Raw genomic sequence first — 16,172 nt, 5'->3', positions numbered from 1 at the left:
AAGCATCAGGCTCAATCGGACGATAGCCTGACCACTATTCGGAGAATAACATGGCCTTTTCTCAGGCAGTCAGCGGCTTGAACGCGGCAGCAACCAACCTGGACGTGATCGGTAACAACATCGCCAACTCTGCGACCGCGGGCTTCAAATCCGGCAGCGTATCTTTCGCCGACATGTTCGCTGGTTCGCAGGTCGGTCTGGGCGTCAAAGTGTCCGGCATCACCCAGAACTTCAAGGGCGGCACCACCACCGGTACCAGCCGTTCACTGGATATCGCCATCAACGGCAACGGTTTCTTCCGCATGCAGGATAAAGATGGCGGCATCTTCTATACCCGCAATGGCCAGTTCAAGCTGGACGAAAACCGCAACCTGACCAACATGCAGGGCCTGCAGCTGACCGGCTACCCGGCGGCCGGTTCCCCGCCGACCATCCAGCAGGGCGCCAACCCGGTGCCGCTGAGCATTCCTGAAGGCATGATGAACGCCAAGGCGTCCACCTCCGGCCAGATGGTGGCCAACCTGAAGTCCACCCATAAAGTGCCGGAGAACACGAAGTTCGATCCGACCAAGCAGGACAGCTACAACTACGTCAACACCATCACCGCTTACGACTCGCTGGGTAACGCGCACAACATCAACGCTTACTTCGTGAAGACCGAAAACAACAAGTGGCAGGTCTACACCCAGGACGGCAGCGCTGCACCGGTTGACGCCGGCACCATGGAGTTCAGCGAAAGCGGCAACCTGGTGAAAACCACCAGCACCAACGGCGCGCCGGGCGAGTTCAGCATGGTGATCCCGATGACCGCCAAAGACGGTGCGCCGGCGCAAAACTTCACCCTGAGCTTCGCCGGCAGTATGCAGCAGAACGTGGGCAGCGACTCGGTGAGCAAGGTATCGCAGGACGGCTATGCCGCCGGTGAATACACGGGCTATCAGATCAACAACGACGGCACAGTGGTGGGTATCTACTCCAACCAGCAGACCCAGCTGTTGGGTCAGATCGTCATGACCAACTTCTCCAACCCGGAAGGGCTGGCGTCGCAGGGCGATAACGTTTGGCAGGAAACCGGCGCGTCCGGCCAGCCGCGCGTTGGTCTGGCGGGCGGCGGCGGCTTCGGCAAGCTGACCAGCGGCGCGCTGGAATCTTCCAACGTCGATCTGAGCCAGGAGCTGGTGAACATGATCGTCGCACAGCGTAACTACCAGTCCAACGCCCAGACCATCAAGACGCAGGACTCAATCCTGCAGACGCTGGTTAGCCTGCGCTAATAGGGCCGAGTTATGGATCACGCGATTTATACCGCGATGGGCGCGGCGCGCCAAACGCTGGAACAGCAGTCCATTACCGCCAACAACCTGGCCAACGCGTCGACGCCGGGCTTTCGCGCCCAGCTCGCCGCGTTGCGCGCGGTGCCGGTCGACGGGCCGAGCATGGCGACACGCACCTTGGTGACGGCCTCGACGCCCGGCGCCGACATGAGCCAGGGCGCGCTGAACTACACGGCGCGTCCGCTGGACGTGGCGCTGCAGCAGGACGGTTTCCTGGCGGTGAGTCTGCCAGGCGGCGGTGAAGCTTACACCCGCAACGGCAACATTCAGATCTCCTCCACCGGGCAGTTGACGGTGCAGGGGATGCCGCTGATGGGCGACGGCGGCCCGATCGAGGTGCCGCCGTCGGCGGAGATCACCATCGCGGCCGACGGCACCATTTCGGCGCTGAACGCCGGCGATCCGCCGAACACCATCGCGCAGATCGGCCGCCTGAAGCTGGTCAAAGCCGATGCGCGCGAAGTGATGCGCGGCGACGACGGGCTGTTTCGCCTGACGCCGGAAACCCAACAGCAGCGCGGCAATCAGTTGCAAAACGATCCGCAGGTGCGGGTGATGCCGGGCGTGCTGGAAGGCAGCAACGTCAAGCCGATGGAAACCATGGTCGATATGATCGCCAACGCCCGTCGCTTTGAAATGCAAATGAAAGTCATCCACAGCGTGGATGAAAACGAACAGCGTGCCAACTCACTGCTCTCATTGAGTTAAGCAGCAAGGAAATAACCGATGATTCCATCCTTATGGATTGCCAAAACCGGTCTGGACGCGCAGCAGACCAACATGGACGTGATCGCCAACAACCTGGCGAACGTCAGCACCAACGGCTTCAAGCGCCAGCGTGCGGTATTTGAAGATCTGCTGTACCAGACCATGCGTCAGCCGGGGGCACAGTCCTCCGAGCAGACCACGCTGCCCTCCGGTCTGCAGATCGGCACCGGCGTGCGTCCGGTGGCGACCGAGCGTCTGCACAGCCAGGGCAACCTGTCGCAGACCAACAACAGTAAAGACGTCGCCATCAAGGGGCAGGGGTTCTTCCAGGTGATGCTGCCGGACGGCACCCAGGCCTACACCCGCGACGGGTCGTTCCAGATCGATCAGAACGGCCAGCTGGTGACCTCCAGCGGTTTCCAGGTGCAGCCGGCGATCACCATCCCGGCGAACGCGCTGTCCATCACCGTTGGCCGCGACGGCATCGTCAGCGTTACCCAGCAAGGGCAGACCGCCGCTCAGCAGGTGGGCCAACTGACGCTGACCACGTTCGTCAACGACAGCGGTCTGGAGAGCGTGGGCGAGAACCTGTATCAGGAAACCGAAAGCTCGGGCGCGCCGAACGAGAGCACGCCGGGGCTGAACGGCGCCGGTCTGCTGTATCAGGGCTACGTGGAAACCTCCAACGTCAACGTGGCGGAAGAGCTGGTCAACATGATCCAGACTCAGCGCGCTTACGAGATCAACAGCAAAGCGGTATCGACCTCCGATCAGATGCTGCAAAAGCTGACGCAACTGTAATCTGTCATTGACGGGCCCGGCATGCCGCGCCCGTCATTCTCTTTCGTGAAACAAAGGCGATACCCGTGGTAACCACATATTCGATGGCAATCCTGCCGCGGCAGGGACAACGCTGGCTGGCGGGAATGGTGATGCTGACGCTGAGCGGCTGCGCTTATATCCCGCACAAACCGCTGGTGGACGGCGCGACCACGGCGCAGCCCGCGCCGGCCAGCGCGCCGATGCCGAACGGCTCGATCTTCCAGACGGTGCAGCCGATGAACTATGGCTATCAGCCGCTGTTCGAAGACCGCCGTCCGCGCAACGTCGGTGACACCCTGACCATCGTGCTGCAGGAAAACGTCAGCGCCAGCAAGAGTTCCTCCGCCAACGCCAGCCGCAACGGCGCCAGCAAGTTCGGCGTCGCCACCTCGCCGCGTTACCTCGACGGCCTGTTGGGCAATGCGCGCGCCGATATGGACATTTCCGGCGACAGCACCTTCGGCGGCAAGGGCGGCGCCAACGCCAACAACACCTTCAACGGCACCATTACGGTGACGGTCAACCAGGTGCTGGCCAACGGCAACCTGCACGTGGTGGGGGAAAAACAGATCGCCATCAACCAGGGCACCGAATTCATTCGTTTCTCCGGCGTCGTCAACCCGCGCACCATCAGCGGCAACAACTCGGTCACCTCGACGCAGGTGGCGGATGCGCGTATCGAATACGTCGGCAATGGCTATATCAACGAAGCGCAGACCATGGGCTGGCTGCAGCGCTTCTTCTTAAATGTTTCACCGTTCTAAGGATTGACTGATGCTGAAAAAATGGTTTATCGCGCTGTGCGTCGGGCTGGTGTGCTTGCCGGCGGCGGCGGAGCGCATCCGCGATCTGGTGACGGTGCAGGGCGTGCGAGACAACGCCCTGATTGGCTACGGCCTGGTGGTGGGGCTGGACGGCTCCGGCGACCAGACCATGCAGACGCCGTTCACCACCCAGAGCCTGAGCAACATGTTGTCGCAGCTGGGCATCACCGTGCCGCCGGGCACCAACATGCAGCTGAAAAACGTGGCGGCGGTGATGGTGACCGCCAAACTGCCGCCGTTCTCGCGCGCCGGGCAGAACATCGACGTGGTGGTTTCTTCGATGGGCAACGCCAAGAGCCTGCGCGGCGGCACCCTGCTGATGACGCCGCTTAAAGGCGTGGATAACCAGGTCTATGCGCTGGCGCAGGGCAACGTGCTGGTCGGCGGTGCGGGCGCGGCGGCCGGCGGCAGCAGCGTGCAGGTCAATCAGCTGGCGGGCGGGCGCATCAGCAACGGCGCCACCATCGAGCGCGAGCTGCCGACCACCTTCGGCAGCGGCGGGGTGCTCAATCTGCAGTTGAACGACGAAGATTTCACGTTGGCGCAGCAGATCAGCGACGCCATCAACCGCCAACGCGGCGGCGGCACCGCGACGCCGCTCGACGCCCGCACCATTCAGGTGCTGGTGCCGCAGGGTAACAGCTCTCAGGTGCGCTTCCTGGCGGAGATTCAGAACATCACCGTCAACGTCGGTGCGATGGACGCCAAGGTGATCATCAACTCGCGCACCGGTTCGGTAGTGATGAACCGCGACGTGATCCTCGACTCTTGCGCCGTGGCCCAGGGCAATCTGTCGGTGGTGGTCGATCGGCAGAACACCGTCAGCCAGCCGACGACGCCGTTCGGCGGCGGCCAGACGGTGGTGACGCCAAACACCCAGATCTCGGTGCAACAGCAGGGTGGGTCGCTGCAGAAGGTGAACGCCAGCGCCAACCTGAACAACGTGATCCGCGCGCTGAATGCGCTGGGCGCCACGCCGATCGATCTGATGTCGATCCTGCAGGCGATGCAGAGCGCTGGCTGCCTGCGCGCCAAGCTGGAAATCATCTGATGGCCGGCGATCTGATGGCGATGTCGGGCGCGGCCTATGACGCCCAGGCGCTGAACGGCCTGAAGCGCGACGCGGCGGCCGATCCGCAGGGCAACCTCAAGCAGGTGGCGCAGCAGGTGGAAGGCATGTTCGTGCAGATGATGCTGAAAAGCATGCGTTCTGCCTTGCCACAGGACGGGGTATTAAGCAGCGATCAAACGCGGCTTTATACCTCGATGTACGACCAGCAAATCGCCCAGCAGATGTCGCAAAAAGGGCTGGGGCTGGCCGACATGATGGTCAAGCAGATGAGCAACGCCAATACGGTGCCGAGCGAAACGGCGGGCTTGTCGCCGATGGCGCTGGACAACGAGGTGCTGCAAACGCTGCCGAATCAGGCGCTGGAGCAGATGGTGCGCCGGGCGATGCCGAAAGCGCCGCCGGCCGCCGCGCCGCTGTCGCTCAACAACGGCAACTTCGTCGCCCGTCTGTCGATCCCGGCGAAGGTCGCCAGCCAGCAGAGCGGTATTCCGCATCAGCTGATTGTCGCGCAGGCGGCGCTGGAGTCCGGCTGGGGGCAGCGCGAGATCCCGACTTCTGACGGCACGCCGAGCTACAACCTGTTCGGCATCAAGGCCGGCGGCAGCTGGAATGGGCCGGTGACGGAGATCACCACCACCGAGTTTGAGCAGGGCGCCGCGAAGAAGGTGAAGGCGAAGTTCCGCGTTTACGGCTCGTACGTCGAAGCGATCGCCGATTACGTCAAGCTGTTGACCAACAACCCGCGCTACGCCGACGTGGCCGCCGCGCGCAGCCCGGAACAGGCGGCACATGCGCTGCAGCGCGCCGGTTATGCCACCGACCCGCAGTACGCCAGCAAACTGGTCAGCGTGATTCAGCAGATGAAGAACGCCGGGGAACAGGCGGTCAAAGCTTATACCCACGATCTGAAAGATTTGTTCTAAATCCCCGTCATTCTTGACGCCGCAGCGGCGCCAATTATTTAGGGGATAGGCGGTAACGAAGGCTAGCTGGATGCTGAGCGCGTTGCCGCTTTTTTTCCTCAAGTTCTTCCCATTTTGGCCGATAACCGAGACAGGCTGAGCGAACAGGCTCAGCAGCTCAATTAAGAACTCTGTGGGCCACCGGCGCCGCAGCATAAGGAATTCCGATGTCCAATAGCTTAATCAATACCGCGATGAGCGGGCTGAATGCGGCTCAGGTGGCGCTCAGTACCGTCAGCAACAACATCTCCAACTATAACGTGGCGGGCTACAACCGCCAGACTGCGATCTTGGCGCAGAATGGCGGCATGGCCACCATGAGCGGCTTCATCGGCAACGGCGTGACCGTCACCAGCGTCAACCGTGAATACAACCAGTTCATCACCAATCAGCTGCGCAGTTCACAGAGCGCGTTCGGGGCGCAAAACGCCTATTACGAGAAGATTTCGCAGATCGACAATCTGTTGGCGAGCAAAACCAACCCGCTGTCGGCCAACATGCAGGACTTCTTCACCAATCTGCAAAACCTGGTGAGCAACGCCGGCGACGACGCCGCACGTCAGACCGTGCTGGGCAAGGCCAATGGCCTGGTTAACCAGTTCAATAACACCGACAAGTTCCTGCGCGACATGGACAGCGGCGTTAATCAGCAGATCAGCGATACGGCGCAGCAGATCAACAGCTACAGCCAACAGATCGCCAAGCTGAATGACGAGATCACCCGCCTGCGCGGCAGCGCCGCCGGTGAACCGAACGCGTTGCTGGATCAGCGTGACCAACTGGTCACCGAGCTGAACCAGTTGGTGGGGGTTCAGGTCACGCAGCAGGATGGCGACGCGTATACCGTCTCCTTCGCCAACGGTTTGACCCTGGTGCAGGGCAGCAATACCTATCAGGTGGAGGCGATGCCTTCCAGCAGCGATCCTTCCCGTTTGACTATCGGTTACAACCGCGGCAACGGTGCCAGCGAAGTGCCGGAAGGGCAAATCACCAGCGGCAGTCTGAGTGGCGTGCTGAAATTCCGCAGCGAAACGCTGGACGGCGTGCGCAATCAGCTGGGGCAGTTGGCACTGGCGATGGCGGACAGCTTTAACCAGCAGCATCGCGCAGGCTTCGATCTGAACGGCGACGCGGGCGGCGACTTCTTCAGCTTCAGCGGCGGTCGGGTCGTGGATAATACCCGCAACACCGGCGACGCTTCGCTGTCGGTGGCTTACACCGACACCGGCAAAGTGAAGGCCAACGATTATCGCGTCGAGTTCGACGGCAGCAACTGGCAGGTCAGCCGCCTGCCGGACAACGTAAAAGTCAACGCCACGCCGGGCACCAGTGCCGACGGCAAACCGACGCTGAACTTCGACGGCCTGGAAGTGAGCATCGACGGCAATGCGAAAGCCAAAGACAGCTTCACCGTGAAGCCGGTCAGCGACGTGGCGGGCAACCTGAAAGTCGCCATCACCGACTCGTCCAAGATCGCCGCCGCCGGTAAAGACGACAGCGGCCGCGGCGATAACGAAAACGCCAAGAAGCTGCTGGATCTGCAAACCAAGAATCTGGTGGACGGTAAGGCGACCCTGAGCGGCGCTTACGCCGGCATCGTCAGTGGCGTGGGCAACCAGACCGCCGCCGCTAAGGCGATCGCGACCTCGCAGGCCAAGATCGTCAAGCAACTGGGTGAGCAACAGCAATCGCTGTCAGGGGTTAACCTCGACGAAGAATACGGTGAGCTGCTGCGCTTCCAGCAGTACTACATGGCCAACGCGCAGGTCATTCAGACCGCCAGCTCGCTGTTCGATGCGTTGCTGAATATTCGTTGATTTCATTGTTAGCCGGCGCCGTTGCAGCGCCGGTCGTTCAGAGTAAGGAACCCACAGCATGCGCATGAGCACCAGCATGATGTACCAACAGAACATGAGCGGCATCACGGGCAACCAGTCGCTGTTCATGAAGGCCGCCGAGCAGCTTTCCTCCGGCAAGCGGGTGATCAACCCGTCCGACGATCCGCTGGCGGCGTCGCGCGCGGTGATGTTGTCGCAATCGCAGGCGGAAAACAGCCAATACACGCTGGCGCGCACCTTCGCGCGTCAGAGCGTGTCGATGGAAGAAACGGTCTTGGCCGGCGCGACCTCCACCATCGCGGACATGAAGGCGCTGATCGTCAATGCCGGCGGCACCGAAAGCGATAACGACCGCCAGTCGTTGGCCACCCAACTGCAGGGGCTGAAAGATCAGCTGCTGAACCAGGCCAACAGCACCGACGGCAACGGCCGCTATATGTTCGGCGGATACGTGAACGACAAGGCGCCGTTCGTCGACAACGGCGGCACCGTCAGCTATCAGGGGGGCGACAAGACGGTTGAGCAGAAAGTGGACGCCAACCGCACCATGACCATCGGCCATACCGGCAACGCGGTGTTCATGTCATTGACCAGCAACCCGAAGCCTGAGCCGGACGGCAGCGCGCCGGTCAGCAACGTTTTCGAGAGCATCGACATCGCGCTGAATGCGCTGAAAACGCCGCTGCAGGGCGCCGACGAGGCTACCAAACAGCAGGTGAACGATGCGTTGGCGAAAGCCAACCGCGGCCTGGACAACTCCTACAACAACGTGTTGAGCGTGCGTGCCGAGCTGGGCAGCCAGCTGCAGGAGATGGATCAGCTGGACAGCATCGGTAAAGAGCGTGACATGACCAACCAGATCCAGATGAGCGCGTTGACGGATGCCGACTTGGCCGAGTCTATCTCGTCTTACTTCATGCAGCAGGCGGCGCTGCAGGCGTCGTACAAAACCTTCAGCGATATGCAGGGCATGTCGCTGTTCCAGATGAATCGTTAAGAGCAATACCCCGTTGCCTGACCGCGACGGGTTTCCCTTTAGTGCGCTTAGAAAATGCCCTCTCCGCCCCGCGGGGAGGGAGGCTTCTTGAAACCGGGCGCACTCGTTTGGCGCGTCGTTCGTTCTCCCACTACTGACTGAGCGACGCGCCTTTTTTTGTCTGCGTTTTCCTCATTCAGCTTACGCGTTAGCGGAAAGGCACGCCGCGATCGTTGCCGGACCCTTTAGTGCATTGACCGCCTATGTTGACAAAGGCTGAGGCCGCCGCGGTGCTAATCGCACTGCCGTTACGGCTGGCCAGGGCGCCGGCCATGGCAATGGCGCCGGTCACCACCGCGCCGGTACAAGGATCCTGAAATAGCCCATAGCCTTTCGCCGCCCAATTAGGCTGGAAGCCGTTCGCCTGCGCGCCGTAGGAGCTTGGGCCATAGTCGCGATCCCGGTCGCCGCCGTTATTGCCGTCACCGGCGCCGCCAATCCGTTGCATTTCTTCTCTGGTCAGTTCTCTCAGCATAGGTCGATCTCCTGTTAACGCGACTTAGCGTTATTTTTAGGGTTGTTATTTTCGATTTGAGATTTGCGGCTCTCATTTAGCAGCCAGCGTATTGGCTTATAGAGGCACTCGGCCAACTTCAATGAGCCAAATAAGGTAAACGGGATGATGACAAAACTATCGACGCCAGGCGGCAGAGCAAATAAACCCCAGGAAAAACCCAGCGTATTTAAAATAGTGCTCATGATCAAAAGGGCGATGCCGCTGATGAATAAATCACTCAGCTGAAACTTTATCTTCATATTTACACCGTTTATATTTTAGTGAGGCTTGCTGCGTACTGGTAGCAAGGTTGTTTTCAATATAACGCTGGGGAAATAAGGTGGGAAATCGATTTTTCTTGTCAGTGAATAAATAAGGGGTGTGAGTAAATTAAATCATTAATACATTATTTTTAAATTTAACGCAGCAGCCAGGGTGATGTGGCGCGTTATTCCCTTCCTAAGAATAAAGTACACCGGCACGGTTTGCCGGCGAGTGATGAGTGTGGGTCCCGGGCTGCCGATGCGGCGCCGCGTCGAATGACGTTGCAGAAGCCGGATAGGGGCGCAACCCGGAATTTTTGCTACAGGTCCTGCGTGATTATTTCTTTTTCTTCACCACTTTCCATTTTCCGCCATCGCTGGTCTCGGTGAAGGAAACTCTAAACTTGTTGCTTTTCCAGTGGGTCAAGCCGAATAATCGGCGTGCCTTGCGGTTGCTTTTCGCTTTAATCATGATCTCGCTCCTGTGGTTAGCAAAGGTCGATGCTGCGCCCTGCAGCCGGCAGGCTGCCGGACGCATTTATTCAGGGTGTAAGTTATCTGTCGCGCATTTAACTCTGCGTGACTGCGTTATTTTTTATTTTCGCTGAGGAGTAAGCGTTTTTATCGCCGCCGATGGCTAACGGGGAGGCGATGTTTTCTTGTTACCGGGTCTATTCTAGGTCGGGGTTTTATTTATTCAAGCCGCCGGAGACATTTGAACCTTAATCCGGATAAAAGGCGTTTCTCAGGCTTTTGTCCCAATAAAACGGTTTTATTGCCATTTTGTCTCAGGCAAAAGGGGGGGAAGGAAGGAGGAGGCGGATTCAGAAGGTCATGCCGCCGATCACCGCCGCCAGACGATCGAATATCTCACCAAACAGGTGCTCGCAGAATGGCGCCAGCATCGGCATCATCATGCCCAGCGTCATGATGCCGAAGGTCATGGTGACCGGGAAGCCGATCACGAACACCGACAGCTGCGGCGTCATGCGGTTGAGCAGCCCGAGCGCCATGTTCAGCGTTAACAGCAGGCAGATCAGCGGCAGCGCCAGCATCATGCCATTGATGAAGATCAGCGATCCGACCTGGGTCAGCACCAGGAAGCCGTTGCCGTTCAGCGGCTGCGTTTGGATAGGCAGGGTGTGGAAGCTGTCAGCCAGCAGCGAAATCAGCCACAGATGGCCGTTGAAGCTGAGGAACAGCAGCATCGCCAGCAGATTGAGCAGGCGCGCCAGCACCGGCATGTTCGGGCCTCCGCTGGGATCGAAGAAGGTGGCGAACGACAGGCCCATCTGCATGCCGATCACTTCGCCCGCCAGGCGCACCGCCGCGAAGGCGAACTGCATGGTCAACCCCAGCGCCACGCCGATCAGAATCTGTTGAATCGCCAGCCACAGGCCGGCAGCGGAGAAGATCGGAATATTGCTGGCAGGCAGCGTCGGCGCGATCAGGATGACGATCAGCCCGCCAAGGCCGATTTTGACCTTTTTGCTGATTTGCTTTTCGCTGAATATCGGCGCGGTGCTGATCAGTGCCAGAATGCGCAGCAGCGGCCAAAAATAGTGGCTGAGCCAGACGGTGAGCTGGGCGCTGTCGAAAGTGAGCACGGTCAGCCGATCAGGGTAGGCAGGTTGCTGAACAGGGTGCGCATGTAGTCCAGCAACAGGTTCAGCATCCAGGGGCCGGCGATGATGATGGTGGCCACCACCGCCAGAATTTTGGGGATGAACGACAGCGTCATTTCGTTGATCTGGGTGGCGGCCTGCAGCAGGCTGACTACCAGGCCGCTGATGAGCGCTGCCAGCAGCAGCGGGGCGGCCAGCGCCAGCGCCACTTTCATCGCCTCGGTGCCGAGCGCCATAACCGATTCAGGTGTCATCTCGCTTTCTCCGGTCGGGGGTTACGAATAGAAGCTCTGCGCCAGCGAGCCGAGCAGCAGCTGCCAGCCATCGACCAGCACGAACAGCATCAGCTTGAACGGTAGCGAGATGGTCGCCGGCGGCACCATCATCATCCCCAGCGCCATCAATACGCTGGCGACCACCAGATCGATAATCAGGAACGGAATAAACACCGTAAAGCCGATCTGGAAGGCGGTTTTCAGTTCGCTGGTGACGTAGGCGGGCAGCAAGATGCGCATCGGCACCGCTTCCGGGCCGGCCAGCGGGGGCTGATTGGCCAGCCTGGCGTACAGCGCGAGATCGGTTTCGCGCGTTTGGCGCAGCATGAATTCGCGCAGCGGCTGCGCGCCTTTATCCAGCGCGACCTCCAGTCCGATCTTGTCCTGGCTGAACGGCAGGTAGGCGTCCTGATAGACCTTGTCGAACACCGGCGACATGATGAAGAAGGTCAGGAACAGCGCCAGCCCCAGCATCACCTGGTTCGGCGGCGCTGACGGCGTGCCCAGCGCATTGCGCAGCAGCCCGAGCACGATGATGATGCGGGTGAAGCTGGTCATCATCAGCAACATGGCGGGCAAGAAGGTCAGCGAGGTCAACAGCACCAGCGTCTGCACCGGCAGCGACCAGCTTTGGCCGCCGTTGGCCAGCGGCTGGCTGATCAGCCCCGGCAGTTGTGCAAAAGCCGCCGGGCTGATCAGCAGCAGGGCGGCAGGGAGCCAAACCGCCGGACGGCGGACGAGGGTATGAAGAGTCGAGGTCATGCCGATTTTTCCGGGCGTTTCAGAACTTTTTGCATCAGTTGGCGGAAGTCCGCCGGTGTTGCCGCGTTGGTCTCGCCTTCGTCTTTCGGCGGGGCGGGCAGGGTGTGCAGCGGGGTGATCTGCTGGGCGGTGACGCCCAAGACCAGCAGGGTGTCGTCGACTTCCACCACCACCACGCGCTCGCGCTGCCCGACCTGGCAACTGGCGCGCAGGTTGAGCAGTTTGTTGTTGCGCGCCTGCGGGGCGAACCCCAGCCGACGGAACAGCCAACCGGCCAGCAGGATCAGCAGCAGAATGCCGCCGAGCGCGCTGCTGACCTGCATCAACACCGAACCGGCCGGCAGGGCCGGCGCGGCGGGTTGTTGGGTGCTTTGCACGGTAACGGGCGCGGCGGCGGTCATCAGCGGCTCAGTCGACGCATGCGTTCGGACGGGGTGATGATGTCGGTGATGCGCACGCCGAACTTGTCGGCCACCACCACCACTTCACCTTGTGCGATCAGGTAACCGTTGATCAGGATGTCCAGCGGTTCGCCGGCCAGGCCGTCCAGCGCCACCACCGAGCCCTGCGACAGGCGCAGCAACTCTTTGATAGTCATCTTGGTGCGCCCCAGTTCCACGGTCAGCTTGACCGGAATATCCAGGATCAGGTCGATATCCTGCAGGCTGCCGAGCGCATCCTGAGCCTCCAGCGACTTGAACACCCCTTCGGTGCTCGCGCCGGATTTCTCTGAGGACTGCTGCTCGTTAAACGCATCAGCCCACAGATCGTCCACGGATTCCTTTCCTTCGCCAGACGGTTGCTTAGGATCACTCATTGGGCTGTTCCTCACTCAGAGCATTCAAAATAGGGTTAATCAAATGTTCAACACGCAGGGCGTATTGCCCGTTCAACGTGCCGTATTGGCTGGTCAGAACCGGTACGCCGTCCACATGGGCGATCAGGCGTTCCGGCTTGTCTATCGGTAGTACATCGCCCGGTTGCAGCTTCAGGACTTTCGACAGCCGCATCGGGATATCGACGAAGTTGGCGATCAGCTCCAGTTCGGAGTGCTGCACCTGCTTCACCAGCGTTTCGCGCCAGTGGCTGTCTTCCTGCCGCGAGTTTTCCAGCGGTGGGTTGGTCAGCAGCTCGCGCAGCGGTTCGATCATCGCGAAGGGAATGCAGATGTTGAATTCGCCGGTCAGCGCGCCGATCTCCACCTGGAACGGCGTGGTGACCACGATATCGTTCGGCGAGGTGGTGATATTGGTGAACTTCACCTGCATTTCGGCGCGCACGTATTCCACGTCGATCTTGTAAATGGCGCTCCAGGCGTCGCCGTAGGCGTCCAGCGCCAGGCGCAGCATGCGCTTGATCACCCGCTGTTCGGTCGGGGTGAACTCGCGGCCTTCGACCTTGGTCGGGAAGCGGCCGTCGCCGCCGAACAGGTTGTCGACGGCGATGAACACCAGGCTCGGCGCGAACACGAACAGAGCGGTGCCGCGCAGCGGGTTCAGATGCACCAGGTTCAGGTTGGTCGGCACCGGCAGATTGCGGGCGAACTCGTGATACGGCTGGATTTTGATCGGGCCGACGGTGATGTCCGGGCTGCGGCGCAGCAGGTTGAACAATCCCATGCGGAACTGCCGGGCAAAACGTTCGTTGATGATTTCCAGCGCGTGCAGACGCTCGCGCACCACTCGGCGCTGGGTGTTCGGATCGTAAGGCTTGACCTCGCTCTCTTTGCCGACCACCGCTTCGGGTTCGTCACCCGCGCTGTCGCCGTTGAGCAAGGCGTCGATCTCTGCCTGTGAAAGAATGCTATCGCCCATAGTGATTACCGCAGTATGAAGGCGGTGAACAGCACGTCGCTGACCACCTGCTTCGGTTGTCCCTTAACCAGCGGCGGGCTGAGCACATCCTTAATCTGCGCCACCAACTGTTGCTTCCCTTGTTCATTGGCCAGCTGGCTCGCTTCCTGGCGGGAAAGCAGCATCAGCAGACGGCTGCGCACTTCCGGCAGAAAATCGTTCAGCTGACGGCGGGTACTTTCGTCCGGCAGACGCAGCGTGAGGCCGATGTACAGCACGCGATCCGGGTTGTTGTCCGGCGTCACCAGATTGACGGTAAAGGTGTCGAGCGGCATGAACACCGGCGCCGCCGGCGGTTGTTCTTTGACGGCGGCCGGTTCGGCGCCGTTTTTATGCTGTTGCAGCAGCCACCAGCTGTAACCCGCGGCGCCACAGGCGACGACGCTGATCAACACCAGCAGGATGACCAGAAGGGGGCGTTTCGGTGCTGCCGGAAGGGAGTTCTGAGACATAGCCAAATCTAATTCCTGTTGTTCCACCCGCGGCCTGCGAGGCGGCGAGCATAGCGCGCAGCAAAGCCGCACGCATGACATGTAAAGGTATTATCGCGTCTATTGCGGCGTGCAATAGCCTGAATAAACGCGCAAATGGGTGCCAGCTTGGGCGTTTGCGGCGGCTCAGGCGAAAATATCGACGCCGTTGACCGCACTGGCCATGCGCTGCAGCGCCACCGGCGCGCTGACGTTGTCGGCTGCTGCCGCCTCGCCGCCATGATGTTCAGCATAGCTGGAACGCCCCTGGCCGTTGGAAGCCTGCTGTTGCGCCTGTTGCCAGTGCGGCGTGGATTCGCCGCCCACGCTGCTCTGCCCCAGGTTGATACCGCTCTCCGCCAGCGCGTGGCGCAGCTGCGGCATCGCCGCTTCCACCGCCGCACGCACCTGGCCGTGCGCAGAGGCGATGTGCAGCTGCGCCTGCTGGTCGTCCAGTTTCAGCGTGATCTGCAAAGCGCCCAGTTCCTGCGGGTGCAGGCGCAGCTCGGCGCTCTGCTGGCCGTTGCGGTGGAACATCAGCACCTGTTGGTTCAACGCCTGCTGCCATTCCGGGCTGCCCAGCTGCGCGTTGAGCTGCGGCGTAGGCGGTGCACTCACCAGTGCGCTGGCCGGGGCGGCCGTTTGCGTCGGGCTGGCGGCAGCCAGGGCGACGGCGTGATTGAGCGTCGGCGGCTGCTGCGCATCGCTGGCCGGCAGCGGTTGCGCGGTGCTTGCACGTTCGCCGGTAGCCGGCTGCGTGAGCGCCGCCGTAGCGTTATCGCCGTCGGTGGCCGGTGTTTTAACGCTGGTCACCGTCGGGGCGGCTGGCGCCGCTGAACGAGCAGGGGTTTTATCACCGGCCGCCGCGATGTTCAGCAGGCCGTTGCCCGGCTGCAGCGCAGTGGCCTCGTCAGCGTTTTCCATCGGCAGCGACTGTTGGCCTTCGGCCGGTTGCGCCTGGGCGACGATCGCGGCCGGCAGCATGGCGTACAGCGCCTGCAGCGTCGCGGCATCCAGCTCTTTGGCGGCGACGATCGGCGGCTGCGTCGGTTTATCGCCGGCGGCGGGCGCATCGCCTTCAACGGCTTCAGGTGAAGGCGCGTCGGCTGAGGTTGACAGGTTCGGCAACAGACCGCCGCGCTCGCCGAAGGTGGCCAGCAGTTGATTGAGCTGGTTGCGGCTCAGGGCCGGGGCACGTTCATCGTCCGCGCTCAGCGTGGCCGGCTGAGGTTTGCCATCGGCGGCGGGCGCGAAACGCGCGCCGAGCAACTGGGCAAAAGCGGACGACAGCTGGCTTTCGTCCAGCGCCGAGGTCAGTTCGGTCAGACCGCCGGCGTCGCCGGGTAAGGCCAGGCCGGGCAGGGCGTTCAGATTCATGGGTTGATATTCCTTTGTGCGCTGCGTTGAGCGAATTCATCCATCAATTTTTGATCCCGTTTGTTCTCCTGCTGCTGCTCCGCATTCATTGCGCGGGTATGCAGGGTTTCGAAAGCGTTCAGCCGCTGTTGTTTGTCTTGCCATTGCTTCACCGCGTGATCCACTTTCTGCCCCCACTGCAGCAGCTGCTGGCGGTGCTGGTCGATGGCCTGCTCAAGCGTGCCGATAAACTGCTGGTAGTTTTGCCAGCGTGAGCTGTCCATGCCGTCGCAGAGCGTATGATTCAGCTTCTGGCGGTATTCGTCCTGATAGTTGAGCAGCATCGACAGCTGTTGCTCCGCCGCCTGCTGCGCCTGCCGTACCTGGCCCAGCTGTTGCGCGGCTTGTTCCACCGTATCCTGCGCCAGATCGCGTAGGGTAATCAGGGGTGACTGTGATTTCATCGCTCTGCGCCT

At 61.0% G+C, this 16,172-nt stretch carries 20 protein-coding genes; 8 read left to right on the top strand and 12 right to left on the bottom strand.

The window, feature by feature from the left end:
* The first annotated feature begins 50 nt into the window (after positions 1-50).
* From flgE to flgL, 8 genes are all read left to right on the top strand, one after another.
* Complete coding sequence (flgE, locus tag ATE40_RS11415) at positions 51-1,274, top strand: flagellar hook protein FlgE (protein ID WP_063918545.1); 1,224 nt, start codon at positions 51-53, stop codon at positions 1,272-1,274.
* Positions 1,275-1,286: 12 nt separating this feature from the next.
* Positions 1,287-2,042 carry a flagellar basal body rod protein FlgF gene (locus ATE40_RS11410; RefSeq protein WP_019452952.1) on the top strand — a complete coding sequence of 252 codons (756 nt, stop codon included), beginning with the start codon at positions 1,287-1,289 and terminating at the stop codon, positions 2,040-2,042.
* Positions 2,043-2,060: 18 nt separating this feature from the next.
* Positions 2,061-2,843, top strand: a complete 783-nt coding sequence (flgG, locus tag ATE40_RS11405; RefSeq protein ID WP_004934819.1) for a flagellar basal-body rod protein FlgG — start codon at positions 2,061-2,063, stop codon at positions 2,841-2,843.
* Positions 2,844-2,926: 83 nt separating this feature from the next.
* The gene (flgH, locus tag ATE40_RS11400; RefSeq protein ID WP_004934817.1) at positions 2,927-3,628 is read left to right on the top strand and encodes a flagellar basal body L-ring protein FlgH; all 702 of its coding nucleotides are present in this window, start codon (positions 2,927-2,929) and stop codon (positions 3,626-3,628) included.
* Between the two features lie 10 nt (positions 3,629-3,638).
* Positions 3,639-4,739 (top strand): flagellar basal body P-ring protein FlgI, encoded by a 1,101-nt coding sequence (locus ATE40_RS11395; RefSeq protein WP_004934816.1) that lies wholly within the window; start codon positions 3,639-3,641, stop codon positions 4,737-4,739.
* The gene (gene flgJ, locus ATE40_RS11390; protein ID WP_049200258.1) at positions 4,739-5,683 is read left to right on the top strand and encodes a flagellar assembly peptidoglycan hydrolase FlgJ; all 945 of its coding nucleotides are present in this window, start codon (positions 4,739-4,741) and stop codon (positions 5,681-5,683) included. Before ATE40_RS11395 ends, flgJ begins: the two co-directional genes overlap by 1 nt.
* Positions 5,684-5,889: 206 nt before the next feature.
* Positions 5,890-7,539, top strand: a complete 1,650-nt coding sequence (gene flgK, locus ATE40_RS11385; RefSeq protein WP_019452950.1) for a flagellar hook-associated protein FlgK — start codon at positions 5,890-5,892, stop codon at positions 7,537-7,539.
* Positions 7,540-7,597: 58 nt separating this feature from the next.
* A complete protein-coding gene (gene flgL / locus ATE40_RS11380) occupies positions 7,598-8,557 on the top strand; it encodes a flagellar hook-associated protein FlgL (RefSeq protein WP_019452949.1) in 960 nt (319 codons plus the stop codon).
* A gap of 187 nt (positions 8,558-8,744) precedes the next feature.
* Here the strand turns inward: flgL and ATE40_RS11375 are convergent, their stop codons facing one another.
* The 12 genes from ATE40_RS11375 to fliJ all read right to left on the bottom strand — a co-directional run bounded on the left by ATE40_RS11375 (position 8,745) and on the right by fliJ (position 16,160).
* Entirely contained in the window at positions 8,745-9,071 is a 327-nt protein-coding gene (locus tag ATE40_RS11375; protein ID WP_019452948.1) for a hypothetical protein, read from the bottom strand.
* Positions 9,072-9,085: 14 nt separating this feature from the next.
* Positions 9,086-9,352, bottom strand: coding sequence for a hypothetical protein (locus tag ATE40_RS11370; RefSeq protein ID WP_015378248.1), 267 nt, complete (start codon positions 9,350-9,352; stop codon positions 9,086-9,088).
* Positions 9,353-9,692: 340 nt separating this feature from the next.
* Complete coding sequence (gene sra, locus ATE40_RS24890; RefSeq protein ID WP_013813483.1) at positions 9,693-9,827, bottom strand: stationary-phase-induced ribosome-associated protein; 135 nt, start codon at positions 9,825-9,827, stop codon at positions 9,693-9,695.
* Positions 9,828-10,179: 352 nt separating this feature from the next.
* Entirely contained in the window at positions 10,180-10,962 is a 783-nt protein-coding gene (gene fliR, locus ATE40_RS11365; RefSeq protein ID WP_019452945.1) for a flagellar biosynthetic protein FliR, read from the bottom strand.
* Positions 10,963-10,964: 2 nt separating this feature from the next.
* Complete coding sequence (fliQ, locus tag ATE40_RS11360) at positions 10,965-11,234, bottom strand: flagellar biosynthesis protein FliQ (protein ID WP_004934803.1); 270 nt, start codon at positions 11,232-11,234, stop codon at positions 10,965-10,967.
* A 21-nt stretch (positions 11,235-11,255) separates the two neighbouring features.
* Positions 11,256-12,017 (bottom strand): flagellar type III secretion system pore protein FliP, encoded by a 762-nt coding sequence (gene fliP / locus ATE40_RS11355; protein WP_004934802.1) that lies wholly within the window; start codon positions 12,015-12,017, stop codon positions 11,256-11,258.
* Complete coding sequence (fliO, locus tag ATE40_RS11350; RefSeq protein WP_019452944.1) at positions 12,014-12,418, bottom strand: flagellar biosynthetic protein FliO; 405 nt, start codon at positions 12,416-12,418, stop codon at positions 12,014-12,016. Before fliO ends, fliP begins: the two co-directional genes overlap by 4 nt.
* Positions 12,418-12,834, bottom strand: coding sequence for a flagellar motor switch protein FliN (gene fliN, locus ATE40_RS11345; protein ID WP_004934799.1), 417 nt, complete (start codon positions 12,832-12,834; stop codon positions 12,418-12,420). The genes fliO and fliN overlap by 1 nt, the downstream gene beginning before the upstream one ends.
* Positions 12,827-13,831, bottom strand: a complete 1,005-nt coding sequence (gene fliM, locus ATE40_RS11340) for a flagellar motor switch protein FliM (protein ID WP_004934798.1) — start codon at positions 13,829-13,831, stop codon at positions 12,827-12,829. The genes fliN and fliM overlap by 8 nt, the downstream gene beginning before the upstream one ends.
* Before the next feature lie 5 nt (positions 13,832-13,836).
* Positions 13,837-14,322 carry a flagellar basal body-associated protein FliL gene (gene fliL / locus ATE40_RS11335; protein ID WP_015378245.1) on the bottom strand — a complete coding sequence of 162 codons (486 nt, stop codon included), beginning with the start codon at positions 14,320-14,322 and terminating at the stop codon, positions 13,837-13,839.
* 165 nt (positions 14,323-14,487) lie between these two features.
* The gene (locus tag ATE40_RS11330) at positions 14,488-15,717 is read right to left on the bottom strand and encodes a flagellar hook-length control protein FliK (RefSeq protein ID WP_063918544.1); all 1,230 of its coding nucleotides are present in this window, start codon (positions 15,715-15,717) and stop codon (positions 14,488-14,490) included.
* The gene (gene fliJ / locus ATE40_RS11325) at positions 15,714-16,160 is read right to left on the bottom strand and encodes a flagellar export protein FliJ (RefSeq protein WP_063918543.1); all 447 of its coding nucleotides are present in this window, start codon (positions 16,158-16,160) and stop codon (positions 15,714-15,716) included. The genes ATE40_RS11330 and fliJ overlap by 4 nt, the downstream gene beginning before the upstream one ends.
* Positions 16,161-16,172 lie beyond the last annotated feature (12 nt).

The sequence above is a fragment of the Serratia surfactantfaciens genome (assembly GCF_001642805.2).
Classification (GTDB): domain Bacteria; phylum Pseudomonadota; class Gammaproteobacteria; order Enterobacterales; family Enterobacteriaceae; genus Serratia; species Serratia surfactantfaciens.
Note: the sequence above shows the minus strand (reverse complement) of the source record. Positions and strands in the feature narration are given on the sequence as shown.

Coding starts and splice junctions, on each gene's coding strand:
- flgE (WP_063918545.1), top strand. CDS start 51: ATGGCCTTTTCTCAGGCAGTCAGCGGCTTGAACGCGGCAGCAACCAAC.
- ATE40_RS11410 (WP_019452952.1), top strand. CDS start 1,287: ATGGATCACGCGATTTATACCGCGATGGGCGCGGCGCGCCAAACGCTG.
- flgG (WP_004934819.1), top strand. CDS start 2,061: ATGATTCCATCCTTATGGATTGCCAAAACCGGTCTGGACGCGCAGCAG.
- flgH (WP_004934817.1), top strand. CDS start 2,927: ATGGCAATCCTGCCGCGGCAGGGACAACGCTGGCTGGCGGGAATGGTG.
- ATE40_RS11395 (WP_004934816.1), top strand. CDS start 3,639: ATGCTGAAAAAATGGTTTATCGCGCTGTGCGTCGGGCTGGTGTGCTTG.
- flgJ (WP_049200258.1), top strand. CDS start 4,739: ATGGCCGGCGATCTGATGGCGATGTCGGGCGCGGCCTATGACGCCCAG.
- flgK (WP_019452950.1), top strand. CDS start 5,890: ATGTCCAATAGCTTAATCAATACCGCGATGAGCGGGCTGAATGCGGCT.
- flgL (WP_019452949.1), top strand. CDS start 7,598: ATGCGCATGAGCACCAGCATGATGTACCAACAGAACATGAGCGGCATC.
- ATE40_RS11375 (WP_019452948.1), bottom strand. CDS start 9,071: ATGCTGAGAGAACTGACCAGAGAAGAAATGCAACGGATTGGCGGCGCC.
- ATE40_RS11370 (WP_015378248.1), bottom strand. CDS start 9,352: ATGAAGATAAAGTTTCAGCTGAGTGATTTATTCATCAGCGGCATCGCC.
- sra (WP_013813483.1), bottom strand. CDS start 9,827: ATGATTAAAGCGAAAAGCAACCGCAAGGCACGCCGATTATTCGGCTTG.
- fliQ (WP_004934803.1), bottom strand. CDS start 11,234: ATGACACCTGAATCGGTTATGGCGCTCGGCACCGAGGCGATGAAAGTG.
- fliP (WP_004934802.1), bottom strand. CDS start 12,017: ATGACCTCGACTCTTCATACCCTCGTCCGCCGTCCGGCGGTTTGGCTC.
- fliO (WP_019452944.1), bottom strand. CDS start 12,418: ATGACCGCCGCCGCGCCCGTTACCGTGCAAAGCACCCAACAACCCGCC.
- fliN (WP_004934799.1), bottom strand. CDS start 12,834: ATGAGTGATCCTAAGCAACCGTCTGGCGAAGGAAAGGAATCCGTGGAC.
- fliM (WP_004934798.1), bottom strand. CDS start 13,831: ATGGGCGATAGCATTCTTTCACAGGCAGAGATCGACGCCTTGCTCAAC.
- fliL (WP_015378245.1), bottom strand. CDS start 14,322: ATGTCTCAGAACTCCCTTCCGGCAGCACCGAAACGCCCCCTTCTGGTC.
- ATE40_RS11330 (WP_063918544.1), bottom strand. CDS start 15,717: ATGAATCTGAACGCCCTGCCCGGCCTGGCCTTACCCGGCGACGCCGGC.
- fliJ (WP_063918543.1), bottom strand. CDS start 16,160: ATGAAATCACAGTCACCCCTGATTACCCTACGCGATCTGGCGCAGGAT.